Source organism: Streptomyces sp. H39-S7, assembly GCF_027158205.1.
Taxonomy (GTDB): Bacteria; Actinomycetota; Actinomycetes; order Streptomycetales; family Streptomycetaceae; genus Actinacidiphila.
The window spans coordinates 44613-61533 of sequence record NZ_JAPVLU010000029.1; the positions used below are offsets into that span (position 1 = coordinate 44613).

Here is a 16921-nt window from a genome sequence, read left to right on the forward strand (position 1 = left end):
GTCTCGGTACCGAATCCCCCTGGCCGGCTCGATCCACGGCCACCACCCCCCTCACACTGTCTACGCATTCTGTCCTTCCGCCGTGGACGTTGGCCATGGCCTCGCCCTGGATTTCGCGCCACAGACGGCGACTATGCTCTTCGCATGCCTCTGAAGCTCACCGTCATCGGCACCGGTTACCTCGGCGCCACCCACGCTGCCGCCATGGCCGAGCTCGGCTTCGAGGTACTGGGGCTGGACATCGACCCCCGCAAGATAGAACTGCTCTCGGCGGGCAAGGTCCCGATGTACGAGCCCGGCCTCGAAGACCTGCTCGCCCGCCACGTGGCCGGAATCGAGGGGTCCACCGGCCGGCTGAGGTTCACCTCCTCGTGGGAGGAGGTCGCCGAGTTCGGCGACGTCCACTTCGTCTGCGTCAACACCCCGCAGAAGCACGGCGAGTACGCCTGCGACATGTCCTACGTCGACAGCGCCTTCGAACTGCTCGCCCCGCACCTGCGGCGGCCCGCCCTCGTCGTCGGCAAGTCCACCGTGCCGGTGGGCAGCGCCGCCCGCCTCGCCGCCCGCCTCGCCGAGCTGGCCCCGGTCGGCGACGGCGCCGAGGTGGCCTGGAACCCCGAGTTCCTGCGGGAGGGCTTCGCCGTCCAGGACACCCTGCACCCCGACCGCGTCGTCGTCGGCGTCGCCAGCGCGCACGCCGAGAAGCTGCTGCGCGAGGTCTACGCGACACCGCTGGCGGCAGGCACGCCGTTCGTCGTCGCCGACTACCCCACCGCCGAACTCGTCAAGACGGCCGCCAACGCCTTCCTCGCGACGAAGATCTCCTTCATCAACGCCATGGCCGAGGTGTGCGAGGCCGGGGACGGCGACGTCGTGAAGCTCGCCGAGGCGATCGGCCACGACGACCGCATCGGTCACAAGTTCCTGCGCGCCGGCATCGGCTTCGGCGGCGGCTGCCTCCCCAAGGACATCCGCGCGTTCATGGCCCGCGCCGGCGAACTCGGCGCCGACCAGGCGCTGACGTTCCTGCGCGAGGTCGACTCGATCAACATGCGGCGCCGCGGCCACATGGTCGAACTGGCCCGCGAAGCGGTCGGCGGCAGCAGTTTCCTCGGGAAGCGGATCGCGGTACTCGGCGCGGCCTTCAAGCCGGACTCCGACGACGTGCGGGATTCTCCGGCTCTCAACGTGGCGGGACAGATCCACCTGCAGGGCGGCCAGGTCACCGTCTACGACCCCAAGGGCATGGACAACGCCCGCCTCCTCTTCCCCACCCTCGGCTACGCGCCGACGGCGCTCGACGCGGTACGGGGGGCGGACGTGGTCCTGCACCTCACCGAGTGGCGCGAGTTCCGGGAACTGGACGCGGAGGCACTGGGCGAGGTAGCGGCGACGCGCCACATCATCGACGGCCGCAACGCGTTGTCGCCGGAGTTGTGGCGATCGGCGGGCTGGACGTTCAGGGCGATGGGCCGCCCTTCGGCTTGATGTGCTGCCCGCGGCTTCCTGCTGTGACCTGCACCTTCGCGGTGGACGGAGCCGGGGCCTCCGGGGCGGGCTTCGAAATCGACTGTTCAGGGCCCGCCCCAGCACTCCAGAGTTCCCCATCCGGAGTGGACCCCCATGGCTACCACCACCCTGAGCCGCCCGTCCGTCGTTCTCGCCAAGAGGCTTCTTGCTTTGGCCGGTCCCAGGCTAGGCGTCCCGCACCCCTAGCTTCCGATAGCCTTTAAATTCTGGTACGCCTCGCGGAGGTCGGAAGATCCGGACACCTTTCGGAACTCAACTGCCTTTACGACCTCTAGCGCTCTCCAATGATTGGAGGGCACAATGCGCCCGGACAGGATAGCTCGCTGTGCGGCACTGCAGGCTTCGTCCAGGTGGTCGCCGTTGAGGAGAGTAAGCGCCAGGTCAATGTTTGCCGACGCCACCCGGCGGGGCCATTTATGGATGTCGTCAACGGGCGCCAGTTGGGCGATGACTTCACGCGCGTGATCTTCTGCGCTGGGGTCACCGATCCAAGCAAGTGTGGTTGCCGTGTATGAGAGTGCCTTGCCAGGGTCGTATTGGTAGTGGTGTTCGGCGCTCTTCCGCCGGACAAGCGAGGTCGACATTTCCTGAACTCTGCCTATGGCGGAATATGTCTCGCGTGGCTCGTTGAGACGCGCTCGCGCCCTGCCTTCTTGTGCCGTGGCCTGAATGGCTACCGAACTTCCAACAGGGGCTATCTGCTGCGCGATCAGTGACAGCTCCAATGCGCGAGCATAGTCACCTTCGGTGAGGACTCGCCAAGCATCAGTCTCGTAGCACCATGCTTGAATTTCGGCGTGGTCTGCGTGCTGGGCAAGAGTTACGGCAGTCTGCAAACGGGCGGTAGCGGCGTGATCCTGGCGCAAGTCAATATGCAGCGTTGCGCCCAGGAGTTGGAACCAGCCGCCAACGACGAGCAGGCGACGCTGTTCACTCAGGGTCATCCGAGCATCCAGAAGGTGAGCCACGTAAGCGGAGTGCTTTCGTACGCGTTCCAGAAGTTCTTGGGGCGGAGATACGGGGTACTTCATCGCAAGCTCATCAAAGCTCTGCTCAAGACGTTGGAGTGTTTCCGCCCCTACATCGCTTGATTGCACGCTCCGGGCCAATTCATGTGCGCCGAATTCGTCATCGGGCAGAGGGGTGCTGGCGTTCAGCCAAGCATTGCTTACCAATCTCGGAATGTGGGCGTCGGGACTGAGGAGATCGTCCAGTTCCTTCGTGGTGACATGCAGAAGCTTGGCGATTTTTGGGCGCTGCCAAGGCTGAGGATCAACCTCGCCCCGCTCCCAACGTTGAACGGTCGAACGGCCCACTTGGATGGCCGACGCAAATTGCTCTTGGCTGTAGCCGCTCGCTTTCCGACGCTCCGCGAACCGCTGACGGTTGGCCATGCTGGCTGTCCTCCCTGTGGCAACTGTCCGCCCACGTCAGCGTATCCAAAGCCGCTCCGTTGCAGTGGGTATGAAGCCAAGGTGCAGCCTTTCTGCCGTGGTGGGCGTCATGTGGGTGCCGTTGTCTGGACGTTGTACGGACTCGCGCAGAGCGAGGACGAGACAACCGTCGATGGGAGCGGACATGGGCAGTCCAGCACGGACGGGGCGCGGCAGCGCAGGAGTCTTAGCCCCCATCGGGAAACCGGACTGGCTACCTCACTCGATCGCGTTCGAGGGGTGTGCGTGCTCTGATCACCGCGCCGGGCAGGGCAAGCGGGACCGAGGCGCCAACGCCCACGGCTATACGGCGGGTGATCAGCAATGAGCCGCATCTTTCGCTTCGTGCCCTACACGATCACGCAGGACCCTATGGTGTGGCCCACATACGCCGCTGAGTGCGTGTCAGGCGACGCCGCCGCATGCGGGGCCACGTCCGGTGAGAGAAGCGACCCCGCCGACGTGGACGAGTGGATCCGGCGGCACGCCCAGGGAGCCGGCCACACGAGCTACAGGCGCTCGTTCACCGACTTCGTTGCTCTTGAGCCGCCGGAGGATCTACCGCCCGGAACCGTGATGGCTTTCGCCAGTCCCACCCTGTGAACCCCCTCCCCGAACTTCCCGCTCCAGGATTCCACCCCACGGCCCCGGGGCGGGTTGGCGAATTTGCGACATGGGCGAGTGCCGCCCCACCGGCCAGGCCAACAACAAGGAGCGATGTCCTGTGGAGACCACAGAGCGCGCACGGCTCGACACCTACTTCAGCAGGATCGTTCGCCAGTTCTTACCGCCGGACCGCCCCGCTTCTCTTCTGGTGACGCATCTGTTGCCGGACCGTCCGTCATTCGTTCGCGCGGTTGCCTCGCTGTCTGATCTGCGGGCCGTGCTACCCAAGCCGAAGTCGATAGACACCGCAGCGCGACGGGAGATTGAGCAGGCGTTCCCCTCTGACGAACTGTCGCGGGGCCTGTTCGCCAACCCGGATACCGCAGTGACCTACCTGGAAACCCGAGCAGCCGGTGAAGACGTCGTTCTACTCGACGTGGGCGGTTACTTCGCGTCTTCGCTGGACGCTCTGTGCGACCGGTTCTCGGGCCGGATCCTCGGCGTGATCGAGGACACCGAGAACGGACACAAGCGGTACGCCGAAATGCTCAATCCGCCGTGCCCTCTGCTGTCGATCGCGCGCTCCCCGCTCAAAGATCCCGAAGACTTCTTGGTCGGACAGTCCGTGGTGTTCTCGACGGAAGCTCTGCTTCGGGGCCGTGGGGACATCCTGCACGGCCGTCCGGCGCTGGTGCTCGGGTTCGGCAAGCTCGGATCCAGCATCGCCCGTCTGCTCCACGCCAAGGGCGTTCACGTCACCGTGTATGACATCGACCCCGTGCGGCGCGCTCAGGCGCTCTCTCAGGGCTTCGGGGTGGCCAGGGACCGGGATCGCGCGTTAGGACAAGCAGGGCTCGTCCTGTGCGCGACAGGAGCGCTGTCGCTGCGAGGGGAGGATTTCCCACAGCTCAAGAACGGTGCCTACGTGGCCACGGTGACCAGCAGCGAGGACGAATTGGGGTTGGACGGTCTGCCGGACGGTTACGTCCGGAACGGGTCGGGGGACAGCGTGACCCGATACAGCACGACGGGTCATTACTTCTATCTGCTGAACAACGGCAACGCCGTGAACTTCCTGCACGGGGCGAGCGTTGGGCCGTTCATCTTCCTCGTACAGGCGGAGATCCTGGCGGGAGTCCGCATGCTCGCCCGAGGTGACCTCGGCCCCGCTATGCATGAGGTGTCGGCGGAAGATCGCGCCGTCATCGCCTCTACCTGGCTCAACTACTACAACAGGTGATCCCATGGCCATCACGGCAGACCACATCAGTTCCACGCTCGCGACCTACACGGACGCGCATCCGGAGGAGAAGCACAAACTCGCCGTAGTGCTGGATCTCTTGGACGCGGGAGCGGACGTGACCAGCCGGAAGGAGTTCAGGGGACACGCCACGGCCGGTGCGATTCTGGTCAATGGGGAGGGCAAGGCCCTGTTCATTCACCACGTGGCACTCGACAGGTGGCTCACGCCCGGCGGGCACCTGGAACCCGACGACGTGAATCTGATGGGGGCGGCGCTGCGAGAGCTGGCCGAGGAGACGGGTATCAGCGTGGGTATCGCGCCCGTCAGGTCGGAGCCCGTTCACATTGATGTCCACCCGATCCCGGCGAACGAGAGCAAGGGTGAGCCCGCGCACCAGCACTTCGACTTCCGGTATCTCTTCCGGATCGACAGCGAGGGCGACGTGACCTTGCAGGCGGAAGAAGTCAGCGGCTTCGCCTGGCGGGACTGCGACACGATCACCGACGAGCGGCTGAGGCAGCGCGTCAGCTCTGCGCTGCGCTGACCTCCGCCGTCCACCCCCGTCCGCCTGCTGGACCGAGAGCCCCGTCCGGTCGCTGACTCAGGCGGGGCACCCCCGGCCTTCGGCCGGGGGTGCCCCCGAACGGACCCGTCCCCCCTTACGTCGCAGCAGCGTTGGCAGGGGCCCCGGGCAGCCGCTTCCGCTGGTTAGCCGGCGCAGAGGCAGAAGGGGTGGTTGGCGGGGTCGGTGAAGACCCGCCAGTTGCGGGCGCCGTCGTGGTCGTCCTCGAGGAGTTTGGCTCCGAGGGCGAGGACCGCCTCCTGGGCGGCGTCCAGGTTCTCGACGGTGACGTCGATGTGGAACTGCTGCGGGCGCTCCGGGTCGGGCCACTGCGGCTCACGCAGTTCCGGTGCCAGCTGGAAGGACAGCTTGACGCCGTCGGTCGCGCGCAGCGTGACCCAGTCGTCCTCGACCTCCTCCAGGTCGCCGCCCAGCACTGCCGCGTAGAAGGCGGCGAGCTCCTTGGGGTCGGGACAGTCCAGAACCACGGAAGCCAATTTGCCGATCATGGAATCCACCTCTCTCGATAGCGTTACCGCTATAGGGGCTCAACGGGTAACCGTTACTTCATCATGGCCCACAGCAGGTAACGTGACAAGGGTGGAGCAGCCCGGAGAACGCGCCCCCGCTCCTGGATCCCTCCTCCTGGTCCAGGACCTGGCGAACACCGTCGAACTGGAGTCGGCCGAGGATCAGCTGCGCACTCCCGCCGACCTCGAGGCCTGGGCCCGGCAGCATGCCCTGCCGCGACTGACCTTCGACGCCGACGACCTCGCCGCCGCGCTGGTGCTCCGGGAGGCACTGCGCGACGCCTGCCAAGCCCATACGGGTACCCGGCTGCCCGATGCCGCAGCCGCGAAACTGGAGCAACTCCTGGGCGCGGCGCCGCTGTTGCTCGCAATCGACGCGGAAGGCGGGGCGGCGGTACGTCCCACCGCCGGCCTGCGCGGCACCGCGGCCCTCACCGCCCACATAGCGGCCGGCATAGCCGGAGCCGTCGCCGACAACACCTGGCCCCGCCTCAAGGCCTGCGCGGCCCACAACTGCCGCTGGGTCTACTACGACCGCAGCCCGGCCGGCCGCAGCCGCTGGTGCACGATGGCCGTCTGCGGCAGCAGGGCCAAAATGCGCGCCTACCGCAGCCGCGCGACATAGCCCTACGGGCAGCTGGAGCGGTCGGACGCGCGGGGGATGCCCAGGCGTCAGCCGTCCAGCTCGCCGATCGTGGCGATGGACGGACCACGTTTGGCCTGCGCCACGACGGCCGCCGACTCCGCCTCGCGCACCACGCGAACGGCGTTCCCCCACGTCAGCTTCGCCAGGTCCGCGTCGGACCAGCCCCGCCCCAGCAGCTCCGCGATCAGGGTCGGGTACCCCGACACGTCGTCGAGGCCGGAGGGCGTGAACGCCGTGCCGTCGTAGTCGCCGCCGAGGCCGAGGTGGTCGACGCCGGCCACCTCGCGCATGTGGTCGAGGTGGTCCGCGACCGTGGACGGGGTGGCGACGGGGCGGGGGTGAGCCGCCTCGTAGGCGCGCTGGACGGCCATGCCGGCCGGCGTGGTGTCGAGGTGGTGCAGGCCGTTGGCCCGCATGTTCTCGTCGGCGGCCTGGGTCCAGGCGACCGCTTCGGTGAGGATGAACTTCGGGACGAAGGTGGCCATCGCGACGCCGCCGTTGGCGGGCAGGAGGGCCAGCACGTCGTCCGGGATGTTGCGGACGTGGTCGCAGACCGCGCGCGACGAGGAGTGCGAGAAGATCACCGGTGCCTCGCTGACGCGCAGCGCGTCCCGCATCGTGGCGGCGGAGACGTGCGACAGGTCGACGAGCATCCCGCAGCGGTTCATCTCCCGGACGACCTCCTCGCCGAAGGCGGTGAGGCCGCCCGCGCGGGGCTCGTCGGTCGCCGAGTCCGCCCACGGGAGGTTGTCGTTGTGGGTGAGCGTCATGTAGCGGACGCCGAGCTGGTGCAGGGCGCGCAGCGTGGCGAGGGAGCAGTTGATGCTGTGGCCGCCCTCGGCGCCCATGAGGGACGCGATCCGGCCCTCGGCCCGGGCCGCCTCCATGTCGTCGGCGGTGAGCGCGAGCCGCAGGTCGTCGGGGGAACGCTCGGTCATCCGGCGGACCACGTCGATCTGCTCGAGGGTCGCGGAGACCGCGTCGTCGCCGGCCAGGTCGCTGCGCACGTAGACCGACCAGAACTGCGCGCCGACCCCGCCCGCGCGCAGCCGGGGGATGTCGGTGTGCAGGGAGGCGCTCTGGTCGGTGGCGATGTCGAGCCGGTCGAGGTCGTAGCGGACCTGTTCGCGCAGTGCCCACGGCAGATCGTTGTGCCCGTCCACGACGGGGTGGGCGGCGAGCAGTTCCGTGGCGCGGGCGATCAGGTCCATCGGGTCTCCTTGGTTACTTGCCGAACCCGAAGCCTGCCGCACCCTGGACCTTGGCGCGCAGCCGCTTGCCCTTGTCGGTGGCCTGCTCGTTGAGCTCTTCCTGGAAGTGCCGCATCCTGCCCAGCAGTTCGGGGTCGTGCGCGGCGAGCATGCGGACGGCGAGGAGTCCGGCGTTGCGCGCGCCCGCGACGGACACGGTGGCGACCGGGACGCCGGCCGGCATCTGGACGATGGACAGCAGCGAGTCCATGCCGTCGAGGTACTTCAGCGGGACGGGCACGCCGATGACGGGCAGCGGGGTGACGGAGGCGAGCATGCCGGGCAGGTGGGCGGCGCCGCCGGCGCCCGCGATGATCGCCTTGAGGCCGCGGCCGTCGGCCTGCTCGCCGTACGCGATCATCTCGCGCGGCATGCGGTGCGCGGAGACGACGTCGACCTCGTACGGGACCTCGAACTCGTCCAGCGCCTTGGCGGCGGCTTCCATGACGGGCCAGTCGGAGTCGGAGCCCATGACGATGCCGACGAGAGGGGACAGAGTCATTCGGTGATCGTTCCTCGCAGGTAGTCGGCCGCGTGGCGGGCGCGCTCGCGCACGTCCGCCAGGTCGTCGCCGTAGGTGTTGACGTGGCCGACCTTGCGGCCGGGCTTCACGTCCTTTCCGTACATGTGGATCTTGAGCTGCGGGTCCCGCGCCATGCAGTGCAGGTACGCGGAGTACATGTCGGGGAAGTCGCCGCCGAGGACATTGCTCATGACCGTCCACTTCGCCCGCGGACGCGGGTCGCCGAGCGGCAGATCCAGGACGGCCCGCACGTGGTTGGCGAACTGGGAGGTGATCGCGCCGTCCTGCGTCCAGTGGCCGCTGTTGTGCGGGCGCATCGCCAGTTCGTTGACCAGGATCCGGCCGTCGCGGGTCTCGAACAGCTCGACCGCGAGGTGGCCGACGACACCCAGCTCGGCGGCGATGGTCAGCGCCAGCTGCTGGGCCTGCGCGGACAGCTCGGCGCCGAGGTCCGGCGCGGGGGCGATGACGGTGTCGCACACCCCGTTGACCTGCACGGATTCCACGACCGGGTAGGCGACGGCCTGGCCGTGCGGCGAGCGCACCACGTTGGCCGCCAGCTCCCGTACGAAGTCGACCTTCTCCTCCGCGAGCACCGGGACGCCGGCCAGGAACGGATCCGTGGCCCCGTCCTCGTCGCGAACGACCCAGACGCCCTTGCCGTCGTACCCGCCGACCACCGTCTTGAGGACGACCGGGAAACCGTCACCCTCCGCCGCGAACCGCGCGACGTCCGCCGGGTCCGTGACGAGCCGGTGCCGCGGGCACGGCACCCCGATCTCGCTGAGCCTGGCCCGCATGACGCCCTTGTCGTGGGCGTGCTGCAGGGCGTCGGGGCCCGGCCGGACGGCGATGCCGTCCGCTTCCAGGGCCCGCAGGTGCTCGGTGGGGACGTGCTCGTGATCGAACGTGATCACGTCGCAGCCCTGTGCGAAGGCACGGAGGGTCTCCAGATCGCGGTAGTCGCCGACGACGACGTCGCCCACCACCTGCGCCGCGGAGTCCCGCGCGGTGTCGCTGAGGAGTTTGAATCTGATGCCGAGCGGGATACCCGCTTCGTGGGTCATACGGGCGAGCTGGCCGCCGCCGACCATGCCGACTACCGGGAATGTCACGTTCCCCAGGATATCGGGCGGGCGGGCCCCCGAATGACGCCCACCCACGGGCAGGGTCTCCGCCCGTGCGGTTAGCATGAAGAAGCCAGTACGACTGGAGCCACAGGGACACCAGGGACCCCGGACCGGTTACGGACGAGCCACACCGACAGACAGGGCCGAGCGGATCATCATGAGCGGACGCCAGACCGTGCAGTCGCGTTTGGGCTCGCTCTACCGCGAGATCGCCAAGTTCGGCGCGGTCGGCGGTGCGGGTGTCCTGGTCAACGTCGGGGTCTTCAACCTGGTCCGGCACAGCACCGGCCTGCAGACGGTCCGGGCGAGCATCATCGCCACCGCCGTATCGATTCTCTTCAACTACCTCGGCTTCCGGTACTTCACCTACCGTGACCGCGACCGCAGCAGCCGCTCGAAGGAGCTGGGCCTCTTCCTGGGCTTCAGCGCCGTCGGCCTGGTCATCGAGAACGCGGTGCTCTACGTGGCGACGTACGGGTTCGGCTGGGACAGCTCGCTGCAGAGCAACTTCTTCAAGTTCGCCGGCATCGGCGTGGCCACCCTCTTCCGCTTCTGGTCCTACCGGACCTGGGTCTTCAAGGCGCTGCCCGCCCGTGAGGTGGCGGAACAGGCGGAGTCGATACTCGCCGCGGCGGACGCGGACCCCGATTCCGCGCCGCACAGCCGCGCCGCCCAGTAGGGCCTAGTGCTACCGCCTGGAAGTCCTGCGGGGGTCATGGAGCTGTGTTGGCGGCATCCCAGCGTTGGCGGGATTCCGCGATGACTTCGCGGTGGTCGGCTGACCAGTCGGCGAGCGACTTGACCAGGAAAGTGAGGCTGTGGCCCATCGGGGTCAACTCGTACTCGACCCGGGGCGGGACCTCGGGGTGGACGGTTCTGGAGACCAGGCCGTCGCGCTCCAGGCGGCGGACGGTCAAGGTGAGCATCCGTTGGGAGATGCCGGAGATCGCGCGTTGGAGCTGGCTGAATCGGCGTACTCCCTGGGCCAGTTCGACGATCACCAGGACCGACCACTTGTCCCCGACCCGGTCGAGGACGTCGCGGATTCCGCAGTCCTCGTGTTCCTGGCCGCAGGAGACCACAGGAACTGTGGTTACTGCCATGTGCCCCACTGACATTGAAGTGCCTCCTTACGAGGTGTTCTCCGGTTATCGATGATGGTGTCAGTTACCGAAGAGAACCACTAGCGAGGGGATGAACCGATGATCCTTGTCACCGGTGCCACGGGCGGCCTGGGGAAGCTCGTCGTTGAGCGTCTGGCTGGGCGTGACGACGTGGTGGTCGGCACGCGGACTCCGCAGAACATTCCGGCAGGGGTACCGGTGAGGCGCATCGACTTCGACGATCCGACTTCCTTGAGGGACGGCTTCGCCGGCGTCGACACGCTCTTGCTCATCTCGGCCGGGGACGGCGAGGACGACGTGGTCATCGCACGTCACGGCGCGGCAATCGAGGCGGCGGAGAAGGTCGGGGTCGAGCACATCGTCTACACCAGCCTTTCCGCCGCAGGGGATCATCTGACCTATGCGCTGCCCCACCGCTGGACCGAGCTCAGGCTGATGAGGGGCACCACGCGCTGGACGATCCTGCGCAATGGCCTCTACGCGGAGCTGCTTGCGATGTTCGCCGTCACGGACCCCGGCGGTAAGGTCACCGTTCCGCTGGGGGATGGACGGCTGGCCGCAGTAGCTCGCGAGGATCTGGCCGACGTTGCCGTACGGGTTGTCACCGACGTGTCCTCGCACGTGGGACGGTCCTACGAGCTGGTCGGGGAGCAGGCGATCGGCGGCGACGACCTCGCTCGGCTCGTCGCCGAGGCTACCGGGACCTCCGTCTCCTTCGAGCCGGGCACCCTGGCCCAGGCTCGCGCATCGATCGCTGCCTCTGGAGCGGCCGCCTTCCAGGTCCCGATGCTTGTGGGCACCTTCTCCGCGATCGCGGGGGGTTTCATGGGCGGCACCGAGAGCGATCTCGCCAAACTGCTTGGCAAGACCCCGCGTTCCGCCCTCGGTGTCATCACCGCCGCGGTGAACGCGCGGCAGTGATCGCTGAGTGGTTTCACGCCGCTTTGAGTGGGCTGCCGTCGTAGGTCCAGCGGAACGGGTGAGCGTCCTCGTTGTACGCGATGGTGAAGCCGTCGATGCGGTCGAGGAGGTTCTGGCGGGAGGTGAACTCGCCGCGCCGGATGAGCCGACGACCGAGGATCGAGAAGAAGATCTCCACCTGGTTCAACCACGAAGCGTGCTTGGGCGTGTGGTGGACCACGAACCGGGGATGGACCTTGAGCCAGGCCCGGGTGGCCTTGGAGGTGTGCGAGGAGCCGTTGTCCATCACCAGGTGGATCGTCAGTTCCTTGTTGATCCAGGTGTCCAGGCGGTGCAGGAAGCGGATGAAGTGCTTGGAGTCGTTGCGGGGCAGCTCCTCGGTGATCACCTCGCCGGTGTGCACATTGAGCGCGGCGGTGATCGAGGCGGTGCCGTGGCGGCGGTACTCGAACTCCACCCGTTCCGCACGGCCGGGCGCGAGCGGGACGGTGGGGTGGCGGCGCGAGCGGGCACCCATCGCGGTCTTCTCGTCCACACTGATCACCACCGAGTTGGCGGGGCAGTGCCGGTACAGGTCGCAGACCTCCGCCGCGCGGGTGAAGAACGCCGGGTCCTGCGGGCGGGTCAGCCAGCCGCGCACCCGGTGTGGCTTGAGGTCCAGGTCCCGCAGGATCCGTCCGACCTGGGATCGGGAGATCCCGGTGTCGGACAGGAAGGTGGCGATGCCGGCCTGGGTCCACTGCGAGTCGCCCTCGGGACGCTGGGAAGTCACCGTGGCCACGATCCGCAACCGGTCCTCGGGCGTGTACCTCCGCGGGCGGCCCGAGCGTTTGCGGTCGGCCAGGCCGTCCATGCCCTGCTCGCACCAGCGCCTGCGCCACCGCCGCACGGTGTCCACGCCGCACCGCAGGTCGTCGGCGATCGCCTCGCTGCTCGTGCCGTCGGCGGCGGCCAGGACGATGCGGGCGCGCTGCACCTGGCGGGCCTGGGCGGTCGCCTTGCGGGCGACCGCCTCCAGTGCCACCCGCTCCGCCCCGCCGAGTGTGACCTGCCACGGGCTGGGCACCCCCACCGCCACCGCTCCCCACCACCGGTCGATCATGACAAGCGGGCAGGGTATCGGCCACCCTGGGCACCATGCCCGCCAAACCCGTACCGGAATTCACCAAGCTCGCCGTCGCCTCCCGACTGCGCGACCACGCCGCGACCCGCTGGCCGCAGCTGACCGACCTGACGGTGCGCTGGCGGGGCCAGTTCGTCTACGCGGCCGCCACCCTGCCCGGCGAGGACGAACCCGCACCCCTGTTCCGCCTGCGCTACCTCGGCACGCCCGACCTGTGGGACTTCGCCATCCACCTGGGCAGCAGCAACGCCTACGAAGACTCCCTCCTGCCCTCAGGCAGCCCCGAGGGCACCCCCGAAGAAGCCCTCGATTGCGCCTGCGGGCTGTACCTCAGCGACCCCTCCGCATGGCTCCAACCACCCCAGCAGGACTAACGCGCGGTAGCACTAGGCGGCGTCGCCGGCGTCCTCGCGGGGGCGCCGCGGCTCTCCTGACCTGTCCTCCTGGGCCAGGAAGAGCGCGAAGACCGGCGGGCGCTGCTGGAGCAGCTCCAGCCGTCCGCCGTCCGCCTCGGCCAGGTCGCGGGCGACGGCCAGCCCCAGTCCGGTGGAGTTGCGGCCGCTGACCGTCCGCTCGAAGACCCGTGCGCCCAGGTCAGGCGGTACGCCCGGCCCGTCGTCCGTGACCTCCACGACCGCCTGGTTGCCGGTCACCCGGGTGTGCAGGCCGACCGTGCCGGCGCCGTGCATGAGCGAGTTCTCGATGAGGGTGGCCAGCACCTGGGAGACCGCGCCGGGAGTGCCGACGGCCCGCAGGCCCGTGGTGCCGGAGCGGGTGATGGTGCGCCCGTCGCTCTGCGAGGCCGGGCGCCACTCCTCCATCTGCTGCTTGATCACGTCGTCGAGGTCGAAGTCGATCGCGGAGCCGGAGCGCGGGTCGCGGGCGTTGGTCAGCAGCCGCTGCACGACGTCGGTGAGCCGTTCGACCTGGCCCAGCGCGATCGTCGCCTCCTCCTTGACGGCGTCCTCGTCGTCCGCGGTGGCGACGATCTCCTCCAGCCGCATCGAGAGCGCCGTCAGGGGCGTGCGCAGCTGGTGCGAGGCGTCGGCGGCGAGCCGCCGCTCGGCGGTGAGCATGCGGCCGATCCGCTCGGCGCTCGCGTCCAGCACGTCGGCGATCCGGTCCAGCTCCGGCACCCCGTAGCGGCGGTGCCGCGGGCGCGGGTCGCCGGAGCCGAGCCGCTCGGCGGTCTCCGCGAGGTCGGTGAGCGGGCTGCCCAGGCGGCGGGCCTGCCGCACCGCGAGGATCACGGCCGCGAGCACGGCGAGGAGCGCGACGGCCAGGATGACCAGCAGGGTCCTGCCGATCTCCTGGCTGATCTTGGAACGGGACTCCTCGACGACGACGGTCGCGCCGTCCTCGCCCCGCTGGGTGGAGGTGATCACCCGGCCGGAGGGCTTCTTCCCGATCTCGATGGGCGCGCTGCCCGGGATCCGTACGACGGCGAACCGGTCGGCCGCCACCTGCTGCGCCAGCGAGCCGGTGTCGACCTTCTCGCCGCCGGCCCGCCGGCTCTCGACGCTCCCCGCCAGCCGGACCGCCTCGGAGTCGACGCTCTCCTGCGCGCTGCTCTCGATCGTGCGCGTCTCGACGATGACGAGCGAGAGCCCGAAGACCGCGATGACGACGAGGACGACGGCGAGCGTGGAGGAGATCAGTCGGCGGCGCATGGGAGAAGCGTGTCAGCCTTCGGCTAGTTCTTCTCGAACCGGAACCCGACACCGCGGACGGTGGAGATGTACCGGGGCGCGGTCGCGTCGTCGCCGAGCTTCTTGCGCAGCCAGGAGATGTGCATGTCGAGCGTCTTCGTCGACGACCACCACGTGGTGTCCCAGACCTCGCGCATCAGTTGCTCACGGGTGACGACCCGGCCCGCGTCGCGCACCAGGACCCGCAGGAGGTCGAACTCCTTCGCCGTGAGCTGCAACTCGTCGTCGCCCATCCACGCGCGGTGCGACTCGACGTCGATCCGCACCCCGTGGGTGGAGGGCTGCGGCGCGTCGGTGGTGCCGCGGCGCAGCAGCGCCCGCACGCGCGCGAGCAGTTCGGCGAGCCGGAACGGCTTGGTGACGTAGTCGTCGGCGCCCGCGTCCAGGCCGACCACCGTGTCGACCTCGTCGGCGCGCGCGGTGAGGACCAGCACCGGGAAGGTGTGCCCCTCCGTACGGATCCTGCGGCATACGTCGAGGCCGTCCATGCCGGGCAGCCCCAGGTCGAGCACCACCAGGTCGACGGCGCCCAACAGGGCGGCTTCGAGCGCGGTGGGCCCGTCCTCACGCACTTCGACCTCGTATCCCTCGCGGCGCAGGGCGCGCGCGAGGGGTTCCGAGATGGATGCGTCGTCCTCGGCAAGAAGTACGCGGGTCATGGGCTTGATGGTAGTCCGCGCGGACAGGGGCCGAGGTAGCGGTGCCAACACCCCTGTGAGGTAGGTCTCAAGACGCCCTATACCACGCGTCGCACTGCCATAAAGTAATGAATCGCCCGTAGCAGTACTCGGGGCCCGTACGCGCGCAACCCGCGCCGAAGGCCCCTTCTGGGACGGGGCCGGTATAAACCGGCATCGAGTGATTGACCTGACGGCCGGGTCCGCGGCGCGAACGCGCGGCGGGCGTGGATCCCGGCGCGCCCCCATAGCGCGCCGGTGCCGGCCACCCCCACCGGGCGCGCGGTCTGTTCCGTCGCGCGTCCCGAGCGAACAAGGATCGACCATGGCGTCCAGCCTGACGAAGGACGCCGCCCCGCAGGGGACCCCTGCTCCGGGCGGCAAGACCTTCTTCGGCCACCCCCGCGGCCTGGCCACTCTCTTCATGACCGAGATGTGGGAGCGATTCAGCTTCTACGGCATGAAGGCCCTCCTCCCGCTCTACCTCATCGCCGGTGGCCCCGGCGCCGAGGAGGGCTCCCAGGGCGGCGGTCTCGCGATGACGGCGGCCACGGCCGTGGCCATCTACTCCATCTACATGGCGATGGTGTACCTGCTCGCCATGCCCGGCGGCTGGTTCGGCGACCGGGTCTGGGGGCCCCGCAAGACCGTCGCCATCGCGGCGGGCATCATCATGGCCGGCCACCTGACGCTGGCCGTCCCCGGCCAGGCGATGTTCTTCGTCGGCCTGGCCCTGGTCGCGCTCGGCTCCGGCCTGCTCAAGGCGAACATCTCGACGATGGTCGGTCACCTCTACGACGGGCCGAACGACCCGCGTCGCGACGGCGGCTTCACCGTCTTCTACATGGGCATCAACATAGGTGCCTTCGCCGCCCCGCTTATCATCGGGACCGTCGGCCAGAACTACAGCTGGCACCTGGGCTTCGCCCTCGCCGCGGTCGGTATGGCGCTGGGCCTCGTCCAGTTCCTTCTCGGCACCCGCCACCTGAGCGCGCGCAGCAGCCTCGTCCCGAAGCCGCTGTCGGTCGAGGAGCGCAACTCCACCGTCCGCAAGGGCCTGCTGTGGCTGATCGCCGCCGCGGTCTTCTACGGTGTGGTCGTCTTCACCGGGCACTACACGCTCAACTGGGCGCTGGTGCCGATCACCGTGATCGGTCTCGTGATCCCGGTCGGCGTCCTGGTGCGGATAAAGAAGGACAAGGAGCTGTCGGCCGCCGAGCAGTCCAAGATGAGCGGCTACATCTGGTTCTTCGTCGCCGCCGCCGTCTTCTGGATGATCTACGACCAGGGCGGATCGACGATGTCGATCTTCGGCGAGACGAAGACGCGGGGTTCGGTGTTCGGCATCGACTTCCCGTCCTCGTGGTTCCAGTCCGTGAACCCGCTGTTCGTCATGGCGCTGGCCCCGGTCATCGCCTGGGGCTGGATCTGGCTGGCGAGGAAGAACCGCGAACCGAGCACCACGGTGAAGTTCGCCATGGGCCTGTTCCTCATCGGTGCCTCGTTCGTCGTCTTCGTCGTCCCGATGGGTCTGGCCTCGGACGGTACGAAGGTCAGCCCGATGTGGCTGGTCATGATCTACATGATCCAGACCATCGGTGAGCTCTGCCTCTCGCCGGTCGGCCTCTCGGTCACCACGAAGATGGCCCCCGCCAAGTACGGCAGCCAGATGATGGGTGTCTGGTTCCTCGCGGTCACCGCGGGCGACTGCACCACCAGCCTGCTGTCCATCGCGGGTGTGGACCTGAACGGCAGCGGCATGGTGGGCCTCGAAGCGGCCCTCGCGATCCTCGCCGGGTTCGCCGTCTGGATGTACCGCAAGAAGGTCGTCGCGCTGATGGGCGACGTCCGCTGACGTCACCTCCCGCGCCCGCGTGACGAGGCCCCGGTGACCGTACGAACGGTCGCCGGGGC

18 protein-coding genes are annotated in these 16921 nt (G+C 68.6%); 9 read left to right on the forward strand and 9 right to left on the reverse strand.

Translation table 11 applies throughout. The features are described from left to right. Positions 1 to 144: 144 nt before the first annotated feature. Positions 145 to 1488 carry a UDP-glucose dehydrogenase family protein gene (locus tag O3X23_RS26230; RefSeq protein ID WP_269274018.1) on the forward strand — a complete coding sequence of 448 codons (1344 nt, stop codon included), beginning with the start codon at positions 145 to 147 and terminating at the stop codon, positions 1486 to 1488. A 224-nt stretch (positions 1489 to 1712) separates the two neighbouring features. Here O3X23_RS26230 and O3X23_RS26235 read toward each other — a convergent pair whose 3' ends face one another. Then, on the reverse strand, positions 1713 to 2924 hold the full coding sequence (locus O3X23_RS26235) for a helix-turn-helix transcriptional regulator (RefSeq protein ID WP_269274019.1): 1212 nt from the start codon (positions 2922 to 2924) through the stop codon (positions 1713 to 1715). Positions 2925 to 3287: 363 nt separating this feature from the next. Between O3X23_RS26235 and O3X23_RS26240 the strand changes: the two genes are divergently transcribed. The 3 genes from O3X23_RS26240 to O3X23_RS26250 all read left to right on the forward strand — a co-directional run bounded on the left by O3X23_RS26240 (position 3288) and on the right by O3X23_RS26250 (position 5356). Then, positions 3288 to 3566 (forward strand): DUF7848 domain-containing protein, encoded by a 279-nt coding sequence (locus O3X23_RS26240; RefSeq protein ID WP_443047980.1) that lies wholly within the window; start codon positions 3288 to 3290, stop codon positions 3564 to 3566. 121 nt (positions 3567 to 3687) lie between these two features. Next, positions 3688 to 4809: an adenosylhomocysteinase gene (locus tag O3X23_RS26245; protein WP_269274021.1), complete on the forward strand. Its 1122-nt coding sequence runs from the start codon at positions 3688 to 3690 to the stop codon at positions 4807 to 4809. Between the two features lie 4 nt (positions 4810 to 4813). Further along, positions 4814 to 5356, forward strand: a complete 543-nt coding sequence (locus O3X23_RS26250; RefSeq protein ID WP_269274022.1) for an NUDIX hydrolase — start codon at positions 4814 to 4816, stop codon at positions 5354 to 5356. Between the two features lie 164 nt (positions 5357 to 5520). On the opposite strand, the gene O3X23_RS26255 is transcribed toward O3X23_RS26250, so the two are convergent. Continuing rightward, a complete protein-coding gene (locus O3X23_RS26255; protein ID WP_269274023.1) occupies positions 5521 to 5883 on the reverse strand; it encodes a VOC family protein in 363 nt (120 codons plus the stop codon). Between the two features lie 91 nt (positions 5884 to 5974). On the opposite strand from O3X23_RS26255, the gene O3X23_RS26260 reads away from it, so the two are divergent. Then, complete coding sequence (locus tag O3X23_RS26260) at positions 5975 to 6529, forward strand: CGNR zinc finger domain-containing protein (protein WP_269274024.1); 555 nt, start codon at positions 5975 to 5977, stop codon at positions 6527 to 6529. A gap of 47 nt (positions 6530 to 6576) precedes the next feature. On the opposite strand, the gene O3X23_RS26265 is transcribed toward O3X23_RS26260, so the two are convergent. From O3X23_RS26265 to O3X23_RS26275, 3 genes are read right to left on the reverse strand one after another with little or no spacing between them, the layout of a single operon-like run. After that, positions 6577 to 7761, reverse strand: a complete 1185-nt coding sequence (locus tag O3X23_RS26265; RefSeq protein WP_269274025.1) for a dipeptidase — start codon at positions 7759 to 7761, stop codon at positions 6577 to 6579. A gap of 13 nt (positions 7762 to 7774) precedes the next feature. After that, positions 7775 to 8302 carry a 5-(carboxyamino)imidazole ribonucleotide mutase gene (gene purE, locus O3X23_RS26270; RefSeq protein WP_269274026.1) on the reverse strand — a complete coding sequence of 176 codons (528 nt, stop codon included), beginning with the start codon at positions 8300 to 8302 and terminating at the stop codon, positions 7775 to 7777. Next, positions 8299 to 9438: a 5-(carboxyamino)imidazole ribonucleotide synthase gene (locus O3X23_RS26275; RefSeq protein WP_269274027.1), complete on the reverse strand. Its 1140-nt coding sequence runs from the start codon at positions 9436 to 9438 to the stop codon at positions 8299 to 8301. The genes purE and O3X23_RS26275 overlap by 4 nt, the downstream gene beginning before the upstream one ends. A 172-nt stretch (positions 9439 to 9610) precedes the next feature. Between O3X23_RS26275 and O3X23_RS26280 the strand changes: the two genes are divergently transcribed. Then, positions 9611 to 10132, forward strand: a complete 522-nt coding sequence (locus O3X23_RS26280) for a GtrA family protein (protein WP_269274028.1) — start codon at positions 9611 to 9613, stop codon at positions 10130 to 10132. Positions 10133 to 10166: 34 nt separating this feature from the next. Here O3X23_RS26280 and O3X23_RS26285 read toward each other — a convergent pair whose 3' ends face one another. Continuing rightward, on the reverse strand, positions 10167 to 10571 hold the full coding sequence (locus tag O3X23_RS26285; RefSeq protein WP_269274029.1) for a winged helix-turn-helix transcriptional regulator: 405 nt from the start codon (positions 10569 to 10571) through the stop codon (positions 10167 to 10169). A gap of 84 nt (positions 10572 to 10655) precedes the next feature. Between O3X23_RS26285 and O3X23_RS26290 the strand changes: the two genes are divergently transcribed. After that, positions 10656 to 11498: an NAD(P)H-binding protein gene (locus tag O3X23_RS26290; protein ID WP_269274030.1), complete on the forward strand. Its 843-nt coding sequence runs from the start codon at positions 10656 to 10658 to the stop codon at positions 11496 to 11498. Between the two features lie 13 nt (positions 11499 to 11511). Here O3X23_RS26290 and O3X23_RS26295 read toward each other — a convergent pair whose 3' ends face one another. Beyond that, entirely contained in the window at positions 11512 to 12600 is a 1089-nt protein-coding gene (locus O3X23_RS26295; protein WP_269274031.1) for an IS630 family transposase, read from the reverse strand. 35 nt (positions 12601 to 12635) lie between these two features. Between O3X23_RS26295 and O3X23_RS26300 the strand changes: the two genes are divergently transcribed. Beyond that, positions 12636 to 12995: a hypothetical protein gene (locus O3X23_RS26300; RefSeq protein ID WP_269274032.1), complete on the forward strand. Its 360-nt coding sequence runs from the start codon at positions 12636 to 12638 to the stop codon at positions 12993 to 12995. A 12-nt stretch (positions 12996 to 13007) separates the two neighbouring features. Here O3X23_RS26300 and O3X23_RS26305 read toward each other — a convergent pair whose 3' ends face one another. Next, the gene (locus O3X23_RS26305) at positions 13008 to 14291 is read right to left on the reverse strand and encodes an ATP-binding protein (protein ID WP_269274033.1); all 1284 of its coding nucleotides are present in this window, start codon (positions 14289 to 14291) and stop codon (positions 13008 to 13010) included. Positions 14292 to 14314: 23 nt separating this feature from the next. Next, entirely contained in the window at positions 14315 to 14989 is a 675-nt protein-coding gene (locus tag O3X23_RS26310) for a response regulator transcription factor (RefSeq protein ID WP_138356121.1), read from the reverse strand. 343 nt (positions 14990 to 15332) lie between these two features. Between O3X23_RS26310 and O3X23_RS26315 the strand changes: the two genes are divergently transcribed. After that, positions 15333 to 16862, forward strand: coding sequence for a peptide MFS transporter (locus tag O3X23_RS26315; protein WP_269274034.1), 1530 nt, complete (start codon positions 15333 to 15335; stop codon positions 16860 to 16862). Positions 16863 to 16921: the final 59 nt, after the last annotated feature.

What these genes read in the sequence shown, in the direction of transcription:
- O3X23_RS26265 (WP_269274025.1), bottom strand. Translation starts at nt 7,761, where the DNA reads ATGGACCTGATCGCCCGCGCCACGGAACTGCTCGCCGCCCACCCCGTC.
- O3X23_RS26295 (WP_269274031.1), bottom strand. Translation starts at nt 12,600, where the DNA reads ATGATCGACCGGTGGTGGGGAGCGGTGGCGGTGGGGGTGCCCAGCCCG.
- purE (WP_269274026.1), bottom strand. Translation starts at nt 8,302, where the DNA reads ATGACTCTGTCCCCTCTCGTCGGCATCGTCATGGGCTCCGACTCCGAC.
- O3X23_RS26305 (WP_269274033.1), bottom strand. Translation starts at nt 14,291, where the DNA reads ATGCGCCGCCGACTGATCTCCTCCACGCTCGCCGTCGTCCTCGTCGTC.
- O3X23_RS26300 (WP_269274032.1), top strand. Translation starts at nt 12,636, where the DNA reads ATGCCCGCCAAACCCGTACCGGAATTCACCAAGCTCGCCGTCGCCTCC.
- O3X23_RS26315 (WP_269274034.1), top strand. Translation starts at nt 15,333, where the DNA reads ATGGCGTCCAGCCTGACGAAGGACGCCGCCCCGCAGGGGACCCCTGCT.
- O3X23_RS26255 (WP_269274023.1), bottom strand. Translation starts at nt 5,883, where the DNA reads ATGATCGGCAAATTGGCTTCCGTGGTTCTGGACTGTCCCGACCCCAAG.
- O3X23_RS26230 (WP_269274018.1), top strand. Translation starts at nt 145, where the DNA reads ATGCCTCTGAAGCTCACCGTCATCGGCACCGGTTACCTCGGCGCCACC.
- O3X23_RS26280 (WP_269274028.1), top strand. Translation starts at nt 9,611, where the DNA reads ATGAGCGGACGCCAGACCGTGCAGTCGCGTTTGGGCTCGCTCTACCGC.
- O3X23_RS26250 (WP_269274022.1), top strand. Translation starts at nt 4,814, where the DNA reads ATGGCCATCACGGCAGACCACATCAGTTCCACGCTCGCGACCTACACG.
- O3X23_RS26310 (WP_138356121.1), bottom strand. Translation starts at nt 14,989, where the DNA reads ATGACCCGCGTACTTCTTGCCGAGGACGACGCATCCATCTCGGAACCC.
- O3X23_RS26235 (WP_269274019.1), bottom strand. Translation starts at nt 2,924, where the DNA reads ATGGCCAACCGTCAGCGGTTCGCGGAGCGTCGGAAAGCGAGCGGCTAC.
- O3X23_RS26285 (WP_269274029.1), bottom strand. Translation starts at nt 10,571, where the DNA reads ATGTCAGTGGGGCACATGGCAGTAACCACAGTTCCTGTGGTCTCCTGC.
- O3X23_RS26240 (WP_443047980.1), top strand. Translation starts at nt 3,288, where the DNA reads ATGAGCCGCATCTTTCGCTTCGTGCCCTACACGATCACGCAGGACCCT.
- O3X23_RS26290 (WP_269274030.1), top strand. Translation starts at nt 10,656, where the DNA reads ATGATCCTTGTCACCGGTGCCACGGGCGGCCTGGGGAAGCTCGTCGTT.